This window comes from Hyphomonas sp. UBA3601, assembly GCF_002375605.1.
In the GTDB taxonomy this organism is placed as follows: domain Bacteria; phylum Pseudomonadota; class Alphaproteobacteria; order Caulobacterales; family Hyphomonadaceae; genus Hyphomonas.
Genome location: NZ_DFME01000044.1, coordinates 1 through 5,795 on the forward strand (window position 1 = coordinate 1; position 5,795 = coordinate 5,795).

Annotated in this window: 8 protein-coding genes and 1 pseudogene; 2 read left to right on the forward strand and 7 right to left on the reverse strand. The window is 53.4% G+C overall.

The window, feature by feature from the left end:
- Positions 1-203: pseudogene (locus B4F73_RS04930) on the reverse strand (hypothetical protein); the annotation flags it as partial.
- A gap of 138 nt (positions 204-341) precedes the next feature.
- Complete coding sequence (locus B4F73_RS04935) at positions 342-515, reverse strand: DUF1328 domain-containing protein (RefSeq protein WP_034814608.1); 174 nt, start codon at positions 513-515, stop codon at positions 342-344.
- Between the two features lie 163 nt (positions 516-678).
- Here B4F73_RS04935 and B4F73_RS04940 point away from each other — a divergent pair, with 163 nt between their 5' ends.
- Positions 679-840 (forward strand): entericidin A/B family lipoprotein, encoded by a 162-nt coding sequence (locus B4F73_RS04940; protein ID WP_084333302.1) that lies wholly within the window; start codon positions 679-681, stop codon positions 838-840.
- Between the two features lie 432 nt (positions 841-1,272).
- On the opposite strand, the gene B4F73_RS04945 is transcribed toward B4F73_RS04940, so the two are convergent.
- The 3 genes from B4F73_RS04945 to B4F73_RS04955 are packed head-to-tail and all read right to left on the reverse strand — an operon-like array spanning position 1,273 to position 3,773.
- The gene (locus B4F73_RS04945) at positions 1,273-2,964 is read right to left on the reverse strand and encodes a sensor histidine kinase (RefSeq protein ID WP_290482638.1); all 1,692 of its coding nucleotides are present in this window, start codon (positions 2,962-2,964) and stop codon (positions 1,273-1,275) included.
- On the reverse strand, positions 2,954-3,550 hold the full coding sequence (locus B4F73_RS04950) for a sigma-70 family RNA polymerase sigma factor (RefSeq protein ID WP_206991638.1): 597 nt from the start codon (positions 3,548-3,550) through the stop codon (positions 2,954-2,956). The genes B4F73_RS04945 and B4F73_RS04950 overlap by 11 nt, the downstream gene beginning before the upstream one ends.
- 10 nt (positions 3,551-3,560) lie before the next feature.
- Complete coding sequence (locus tag B4F73_RS04955; RefSeq protein ID WP_290480204.1) at positions 3,561-3,773, reverse strand: NepR family anti-sigma factor; 213 nt, start codon at positions 3,771-3,773, stop codon at positions 3,561-3,563.
- Positions 3,774-3,915: 142 nt separating this feature from the next.
- On the opposite strand from B4F73_RS04955, the gene B4F73_RS04960 reads away from it, so the two are divergent.
- Positions 3,916-4,710 (forward strand): response regulator, encoded by a 795-nt coding sequence (locus B4F73_RS04960; RefSeq protein ID WP_206993295.1) that lies wholly within the window; start codon positions 3,916-3,918, stop codon positions 4,708-4,710.
- A 79-nt stretch (positions 4,711-4,789) separates the two neighbouring features.
- On the opposite strand, the gene B4F73_RS04965 is transcribed toward B4F73_RS04960, so the two are convergent.
- Together B4F73_RS04965 and B4F73_RS04970 are read right to left on the reverse strand one after the other, a co-directional pair.
- On the reverse strand, positions 4,790-4,954 hold the full coding sequence (locus B4F73_RS04965; protein WP_290480206.1) for a hypothetical protein: 165 nt from the start codon (positions 4,952-4,954) through the stop codon (positions 4,790-4,792).
- Between the two features lie 37 nt (positions 4,955-4,991).
- Positions 4,992-5,795, reverse strand: an 804-nt coding sequence (locus B4F73_RS04970; RefSeq protein WP_290482639.1) for a Crp/Fnr family transcriptional regulator, incomplete at its 5' end; no start/stop codon positions are given.

Sequence of the window (5,795 nt, forward strand, 5' to 3'; positions counted from 1 at the left end):
GGAATTCCGATCCGGCCAAGTGCGCGCCTCACAGGACTGAAAGTCAGCGCAAGAACAAATGCGGAGATAATTGGAACAAATACACCTTGGGCAAGACTCAGCGTCCCAAGCACGAGGATCCAGAATATTCCGGTGATGGCCCAATTGCGCACCACATCCCGCTTGTTGTCTGGAGCATCCGGGGAAGCCATGTATTCTTTCACAGCCTATACCTCCTCCCGGTGACGCCTTAATTAACCTACGCCGGTGCGGGAAAATAGTTCCATTGCGGTCTTTATAGAAAGCAAGCAAAAAAAGGGCGCTGCAGTCGCAACGCCCTTTTCAAAAAGATGCAAACCTCACTAGGTCACATTTCGTCCACGGACGGCCCGTGCCACGAAGGACAAGACCAACAGAACGAGGAAAACGAAGAACAGGATTTTGGCGATACCTGCCGAAGCACCAGCGATGCCACCAAAGCCGAGGACTGCGGCGATCAACGCCAATACGAAAAATGCGATTGCCCAACCGAGCATGACAATAACTCCTTCTATCAAACAAATCGACGCGTCGTGGTCGATACGATGACAGTACAACCCGGTGGCAGGCATCCGAGTTCCAGATTATTTTTTTATCGACCATCGGAACCAAGGGACACGGGTAACGTTTGTTTACTGCTTAAAGCGGAAAGGAATTATCATGAAAAATACCGTGAAGATCGCAACACTCGGTGCCTTGGGCGCCCTGGCCACCCTGCTGGCAGCCTGCAACACTGTCGACGGCGTTGGCAAGGATGTCGAAGCCGGTGGCGAAGTTATCCAGGATACCGCACGGGACGTTGAGGAAGACATCAACGACTAAGCGGGCTGCAAACCAAGCCTGAAAAGACACGCTCGAATCGAGCGTGTCTTTTTTTGCTCATATGTTGGAAGTGAGCGGTACTCGCAGGGCAGCAAGAACGACTTATTGTGTGGAATGAACCGCTTGGCCGGAATAGGAGATCAGCAAAACTCGTGTTCGCTTGCTGGCGCGCATCAGCTCTGTGTGTTTGCGCAAACAGGTCCAGATCTGCCCGAGTCCAATAATCAGTACAGAAAATATCGCCCCGACGCGACGAGGACCGTTCAAGCGACGAAATATATCGAAGTGAGAGCGCAAACTACGGGATTGGCGTTGAATGTCTATCCGGGGATGTACTGCGTTGACCATAAACAACTTACGCATCCAAGCGATGCGAGTTCCGCATTGTCCTGCATGCTGACACACGGGGCGGACTGGATGTTGCTCTTCTACCTAAATATCCATGACAAGCTTATGCGAGCAGCCCAGTCCTGGTCGCGCTTCGGTCGTGAACTCCGCAGACAATTGTCTTGCAAAAGCGACCATGAGCTTGGAGCCCAGTCCGGAGTCCTCATCCGCTGAGTCATAGCCGAGACCTGTGTCCCTGATATCGAGAATGACCTTTTCGTTTACCAATGAAAGGCGCACAGCAACTTCGCCGCCATCTTCTTCAAAGGCATACTTCATCGCGTTGGTGACTGCCTCGACAATGAACAAAGCCATCGGAATGGCATCGTCGGCATCCCGCTGGATTTCGGCATAAGATTGGACGAGGTTTATGCCCGCCTCTGACATGCCCAATGCATCCGAAAGATGATTGAGAAGTCCGGTAAGGAAGGGTCGCATATCGACGGTTTCCAGGCGCTCATTCTGGTACAATGTTTGGTGAACAATCGCCAAGGCATCGATACGGTGGCGCGTCGCCGCAATTGCATCCCGGGCCTGTGGGTCCTTCAACTGTCGACCCTGCAAGTTCAGGAAGCTTGTAACAATCTGGAGATTGTTCTTCACGCGATGGTGAATCTCTTTCACGGCCGCATCGCGCGTGGAGATAGCCTCTTTGAGATCCTGGTCGCGATGGTCGATATCTTTCGCCATGACTTCCATCGCGGTCGCCAAATTGCGAATCTCCGAGGGGGCATCCACAAAAGAGTTACCCGCTTTGAATTGATACCGCCCCGCGCCATAGATACGAACTGTGCGGGTCAAGCGAGAGATCCACCTCAGCACCAATCCGTCAATCGCCATCCAAGCCGCCAGCAGTGTTACTGCGAACGCAAGTAAGGGTAGCCCGAACGAAGTCGCGGGCCGCAAAAAGAAATCATTCCACAAACCGTAGGAGGGACGCGCGATCACTGCGAATATGTTGGAATCACCGACAGGTCGCAGCACAACATCCGTGGAACCGCCACCGCTCTGCTCTGCCCGGAACAATTGGGCGGCACGAGTTTCCTTCACCTGCTCAATCCATTCGGACGGGATCGGCCCAATAATGGGATCTCCAAACACCCTGCCCGTCTCATCCGCGATGGAAAGGGAAACGTAATCGGGCAGATAGCCGGCCTGAACAAGATTGGCGAGCTCAATTGCACTCAATGCAAATGTGTGGATGCCCACAAAATTTCCGGCTTCGTCCTCGACGCGTTTATTGAGCGCAAAGAGCCACTCGTCACTTGCGGACCCAAAGAATGCGTCACTCCGAGCAAAGGAGTCTCCTCCGGCCCGTAATCTGTCATGCAGAACCTGATTGTCACGACTGAGTGTGGGTGTACCTACACTGGCACAGACAACTTCACTGTCCTTGTCAAACGCCACGACATTGGTGAGCGACGGCAGATATTCAGACAATTCGTTGAATACACCGCTACACTCGCCCGCCGTCAATCGCGGTTCATATAGCGAGAGCAATAGCTCTGCTTGCTGTAGCGACTGGTTCACACCATCAATGGCTGCGCCCGCAACGACGACAAGGTTTTGAGCTTGGCTTTCCCGAATATCTCGGGCGTCGATATAGGCCTTGAACGCAGACAGCAGGAGAACTGGTGTCAGCGCAGCTGCCAGCGTCAAAACGAGCTTATTGCGCAAAGGTGCCGCGTTTGCGCCCTTGCTCTCCCCCTGGTCTAGCCCACCTTGGTTACCCGACACCGGCAATATCATCTGCCTGCCGCATGATGTCATTGAAGGCGTCTTCCGCCCTCATTTCGGAGTCGTCGCTGAATCCCGCCCCATTTGATTCCAGAATCTCGACGACAGCTTTCCTGGCACGAGACACCCGGCTTTTGATCGTTCCGACAGCCACTCCGCAAATCTCCGCAGCTTCCTCATAGGGCAAGCCGCCCGCACCCACCAGAATGAGGGCCTCACGCTGATCAATTGGCAACCTACCGAGCGCATTGCGCATGGCGAGCAGGTCGAGCGTGTCGGATGGGTTACTGTTTGACACCAGCGTTGCTTCGGCAACTTCAGGATCAAGTGGGGTGCGGCGCCAAGACCGGCGTTTTTCTGAATAGAAAACATTTCGGAGAATCGTGAAGGCCCACGCCTTCATATTCGTGCCGGCCTGAAAGGATTGTCGCGCGTTCCACGCTTTCAGCATTGCATCCTGTGCAAGGTCATCTGCAAGCGTCGCATCACCGCACAAGCTGCGCGCAAAAGCCCGCAAATGTGGGATTAGCGCAGCAAGTTCGCGTTTGAATTCAGGATCGCTGAGTTTTTCCGTATTGTCTGTCATGGAAGCCCCCTCAGGATTTGTCTGAGGTGGAAGATGGCCGAGCCCTATCGGCTTCCTCGAGAAGCCGCAGGAACTCATCGGGCACATCTTCTTGCGCTACTTCGTCATATACGCGGCGCAATTGTTCACCAATGCGCTGCGTCCGCCTCTTGCTGCCGAGGTCGGATTTGACGGAGTTTTTGCGTCCGTTCTTTTCCATTCCGTCCAAACTATCCTGATTCACGATCTGATACCTAACTATATGAGTCTGATAGTTAAACAATCCGGCACCATATAAGTTCCACACTAATGCAGTATTTTGCACTAGTGTGGAACCGAAGCAGCTTTCACGAATTGTTAATGCGGTCCCAGAAGAGAGGTTCCCAATGAGTTTGGTACAATCGTTTGCCCCCCATCTGCCATTCTTGCGCCGGTACGCCCGGGCGCTAACAGGCAGTCAAGACAGCGGAGACGCGTATATTCGCGCGTCACTTCAAGCGCTCGTCGAAAATCCGGAAGTTGTCGACAATGTGGAGGATTCTCGTCTTTCGCTTTACCGCTTTTTCCACGTCATCTGGGGCACGACAGGCGCCCAGCTTGAAGGAAAAGATAGCAACAAAGGCGATCCTGCAGACAAGCGACTGCAGTCACTTGCACCCATCCAGCGGCAAGCTTTCCTGCTGACAGCCCTTGAGGGATTTTCTGCTTCGGACGCAGCTTACATCCTCGGAATTTCTGAAAAAGAGCAGCGTGTTCTCGAACAAGATGCTCAAAGAGAAATTGAAGGCGAGCTCGCTACGAAAGTTCTCATAATTGAGGATGAGCCTATTATTGCTGCAGATCTTGAAAGTCTGGTCGAAGACCTCGGCCATACAGTCACCGGTATCGCAACCACGCATCGCGAAGCGCTCTCTCTCTTCGGCGCGAATCCGCCAGGACTGGTTCTCTGTGACATCCAACTTGCAGATGGCTCGTCCGGCATTGATGCCGCCCACGACATTTTGGCCGATCATGACGTGCCGATCATTTTCATCACGGCCTTCCCCGAACGCCTGCTGACTGGTGAGCGCCCGGAGCCGACCTACCTGATTCCAAAGCCCTTCCAGGAAAATACTGTGAAGGCAGCGATCGGCCAGGCGTTGTTCTTCCATCCCGCCAACGAAAAGCGGGTGGACGCCTAAACTTCTGATGTCGCGGATTCAAAAGGCCGCCCGTACATAATGATGTACGGGCGGCCTTTGTTCTTGAATTCGAGATATGTCAGACGCTGGCAGGCGCGAACATGCCGGTAAATGCCAGCACCAACAACATGCCGACAAGAGCGACGACGATACCTATCCCCAAAACGCTCAACAAGCCCGTCCGGCGACGACCCTGACGTGCCTCAGTTGTAGAAAACTCTTCTTGATGGGTTGTGTCTGGCATAAGTTATTCCAATCCTGTTTGAGTGTTATCCCCTGAATCAATTGTCATTGCGGGGAATGCGATGGTGATTTGTGTGAGACGAGATAGCGCCGTTTGACAAAGGCGAATGCGAACTACCGTTCAGGTTGGCTCGCGCTACGAAATCGAGTTTACGAACATGGAGATAGTCAGTGTCGAATTGGGACAAACTCTCCATACGCCTTCTATCGAGAATGGTGACCTGGCCGCGGGACTCATCGATAAGGCCCGATCGGCGTAAAGCTGACATCGTCCTCGACACATGAACCGGGGTCAGGCCGAGCGCATCTGCCAGATCCGTGCGTGTCAAAGGCATGGGTAGGTGATCTTCTGCTCCACCGACCGCAGCTCTCAATCTTCTTTGAAGCTCAAGTAATAGGTGTGCGATACGCTCCTTGGCAGACCTGCGACCGACGCGGACAATCTGTTCACGCAGGATAGATTCTTCCTGCACCGCTGCCCACCAGAATGCTGCGGCGACATCGGCATCGCTGCGCAACACATTCATGAATTGATCCGCTGCAACCGTCGCCACGACAGTGCGCGTTATGGCGGTCACTGAGTGGTCTGCCTTCACACCCGCAATGACTTGCATATCGAACACATCACCAGGCAACATGAAGTTGACGATCTGGCGACGACCATCATCAAGAGAACGGTGTCGAATTGCCCAGCCTTCTTTCACGATAAACATCTTTGCGGGGGTTTCCCCCACACGGATGATGTCATCGCCGGATTGAAATGCGCGGGTTTGAAAATCGATTTGATCGAATTTGGACCACGCATCATCTCTTAGTGAGGCATATTGGGAAATTCTGTTTCT

Coding starts and splice junctions, on each gene's coding strand:
- B4F73_RS04935 (WP_034814608.1), bottom strand. CDS start 515: ATGCTCGGTTGGGCAATCGCATTTTTCGTATTGGCGTTGATCGCCGCA.
- B4F73_RS04940 (WP_084333302.1), top strand. CDS start 679: ATGAAAAATACCGTGAAGATCGCAACACTCGGTGCCTTGGGCGCCCTG.
- B4F73_RS04950 (WP_206991638.1), bottom strand. CDS start 3,550: ATGACAGACAATACGGAAAAACTCAGCGATCCTGAATTCAAACGCGAA.
- B4F73_RS04960 (WP_206993295.1), top strand. CDS start 3,916: ATGAGTTTGGTACAATCGTTTGCCCCCCATCTGCCATTCTTGCGCCGG.
- B4F73_RS04965 (WP_290480206.1), bottom strand. CDS start 4,954: ATGCCAGACACAACCCATCAAGAAGAGTTTTCTACAACTGAGGCACGT.